This window comes from Alphaproteobacteria bacterium (genome assembly GCA_035625915.1).
Classification (GTDB): Bacteria; Pseudomonadota; Alphaproteobacteria; order JACZXZ01; family JACZXZ01; genus DATDHA01.
Genome location: DASPOR010000091.1, coordinates 1 through 2727, shown reverse-complemented (window position 1 = coordinate 2727; position 2727 = coordinate 1). Strand labels below are relative to the sequence as shown.

The following is a 2727-nucleotide window of genomic DNA, read 5'->3' as shown; positions in this document are numbered from 1 at the left end:
GAATCCAGGGGCCAATCGGGCGAGAGCCACATAAACAGCAAGCAAGGCCGCAATCGCGCCCATCGCCATCGTAAGACCGCGCCAGCGCCGCACGCCGCGCCTCAGAGCGACAATATCGGCGCCCGCGCCTGCCGAGCCGGTTTCCGGCATGGGCAAGGCTGAGGCTTCTGGCGTTGAAATGTCGAAGTTGGGTGGCGGTGTCGATGGCAATTTGGGTGGCGGTGTCGATGGCAATAATGTCGAAGCGAGCGCGTTGACCAGCGAAGTTTCATCTAGATCCGTCCCCTGTGCCCCCTCCAGATCTTTCGGCCGATCCGAATAGTCCAAATCCTTCGGCCGATCCGAGAGCAAATCTGGAACCAGGTCCAAATCAGGCTCCGGCGTGTCATCCACCGCAGTATCGGCGAGCGGTGTCGGGACAGACTGCGGCGCGGATTCCCCAATCACCTCTGTGGAGCCGAAATCTGTTTCGTCGCTTCGCCGAGTGCTGTCGATTTCCGTCTTGATCTTTTCCCAGAGATCGGGTGGCGGTTCCACTGCCTCGACCATGACATTGAGTTCGCCGAGACGATGCTCCCAGATCCGCACGATCTCGGCGAAGCTCGAATCGAGCGTGAGCAGCGCCTCTGCTTGCTCGCGCTCTTCCGCGGAGAGCGTGCCCAAGACGTATTCGGCGGCAAGAGCATCCCGGTCGTCGTCGTACATCGATGCCTCACCCGCTACTTTTTCTTTGTCGACGAAACTTTATGCGTCAGGCGTTCTTTAGCGGTCATTTTTCCATGCACTCGCGAATTTCAAGCAGACTGCGGCGAAGCCAGGTCTTGATCGTGTTGATCGGAATGTCCAGTTTTTGCGCCAGCTGATCGCGGCTCCAGCCGCTGTAATAGGCAAGGAGCACAATGCGCTGTTTCTCCGGATCCAGCCGGCCGAGGCACGAAAGAAGGCGCTTAAGTTCCTCGGTCATCTCGCGCCGTGCGAGCGGCTGCGGAGATTCAGAAGCCGCTTCGGGAACTTCCAGTTCGTCCTCTACCAAAAGATCGCCGCGTTTGCGCACGATGTCGATGGCCCGATTGCGCGCAATCGCCACCATCCACGTCGTGGGGCTTGCGACGGTAGGGTCGAATTCGTCCGCCGTCTTCCAAATTTTGGAATAGGTCTCCTTCATGACCTCTTCGGCCAAGACCGGTCTTCCCAGGATACGCAGCAAGACCCCATAGAGCTTTGCGCGGGTCGCGGCATAGAGACGTTCGAGCGCGGTCTCGTCGCCCCTGGAGACGGCACCCAGCAACCAGACGAGTTCAGTTTGCATCAACATGGCAGCGCCTTGCCCGACAAACCCATAGATCGGGACCCCCGCTCAATACCCGACACGAACGGCCGCCCAACCCATGAGGCGGGGCCGGTTCCCTGTCACGCGGAGCATTATCGCCGCTGACACCTGGCTTCGTCGAGAGTGAAAGCTGGGGGTCTTGGTCTTTTCCGGTACGGCGCCGCGGCAGGCGCCACCTCGGCGCGACCTGGGCTCCACGTGGGCTCGACGTGGGCTGCACATGGGCTCGACGTGGGCTCCACCCGGACTCGACGCAGGAGCCAGGTTGCCGCGGACGCGCAAAGGCCGCCCTGAGCGGACCGCCTGACCTGAAGTCAGGTTTCTCGGTTGGCCTTGACTGGCCGAAGCCAATTATACCGAAGCTACGCCGCCGCGGCCGCGCAGGTGCGCAAGCCCATGAAGCTCGGCCTCTTCAACGGCCTCCTCAGCCTCGCGTTCGCGCATTTGGTCGCGTGCGCCGAGTAGCTCCAGCTTCTTCAGATCATCGAAGGCCTCGCCAAGCGCCGACTTAGCGTCTTCGAGCTGAATACGCAGATCCTCGGCCGAGCGCTTGAGGTTTTCGCGCCGCGCAATGGCTGCCTTGGCATAGGTCGGATAGGCAAAATGTGACGGATCGTGAATGCCGGAACGATCTTGTTCGACACGAATTTCGCGCTCGAGATCTCCCGCCATGCGGTCGAACTCGGCAATCATTGTCTCGATTTGCGCGACTTTGCGTCGTTTCTCGTCAACTTGAAACTTCTTGAGCCGAATAAGCGTCTCTCGGGACTTCATCGACTATTACTCCCCCGAAGCCACGGGACCAAGCGCCTCGCCCCTCGCTGATCCCGCCCCGCACGCCGGGATACGGAAGCAAGGAAGCGCCTGGCGCCCCCGATGCAGCGATTGTGGCGCGATAACGTTAGCGTTCGGTTTCCATCGCACCCCCAAGGGACCCACGAATCCACTAAATGGCGGGCTTACATGTCGACCGGCGGACGAGCCGTGCGATAGGGCGACATGCCTATAGCGAAAGAATGGTTACTCCAAAGCGCGGATTTTTAATCGCCTGTTTACCTGGGCCGTTAATCATCGGTCCATCGTCATAGGACCAAGGGGTGCTCGCTCAGCCATACCGGCCCGAGCGAGTCGGTCGAGTCGGTTAGCGCCGAAACTTAATCCGGAGCATCAGCACGGGCGTGGCTAAAAAACCACTATCGCACAGTATGTTGGCGGACATTATGAATTCGCCCTTAGGATACTTGCGCGAGAGAATCAGGTTTTGTTAACCATACCGCAGTTAATGTTCCGAATCAGTTTGCCTAAGGCGTTTTCCAGGGGCCGCCCTGCGGCGCGCTCAACCTTGAGCCCGCGCGGCGAAGAAGGGGACTGGCATGCGCGTATTGCTGATTGAAGAC

3 protein-coding genes are annotated in these 2727 nt (G+C 59.9%); all 3 read right to left on the bottom strand.

The features are described from left to right. A partial coding sequence (locus tag VEJ16_07300; protein HYB09460.1) for a hypothetical protein occupies positions 1–705 on the bottom strand: 705 nt, incomplete at its 3' end. A 64-nt stretch (positions 706–769) separates the two neighbouring features. Continuing rightward, positions 770–1315, bottom strand: coding sequence for a sigma-70 family RNA polymerase sigma factor (locus VEJ16_07295; GenBank protein ID HYB09459.1), 546 nt, complete (start codon positions 1313–1315; stop codon positions 770–772). 366 nt (positions 1316–1681) lie between these two features. Further along, the gene (fliJ, locus tag VEJ16_07290) at positions 1682–2104 is read right to left on the bottom strand and encodes a flagellar export protein FliJ (protein ID HYB09458.1); all 423 of its coding nucleotides are present in this window, start codon (positions 2102–2104) and stop codon (positions 1682–1684) included. Between the last annotated feature and the right edge of the window lie 623 nt (positions 2105–2727).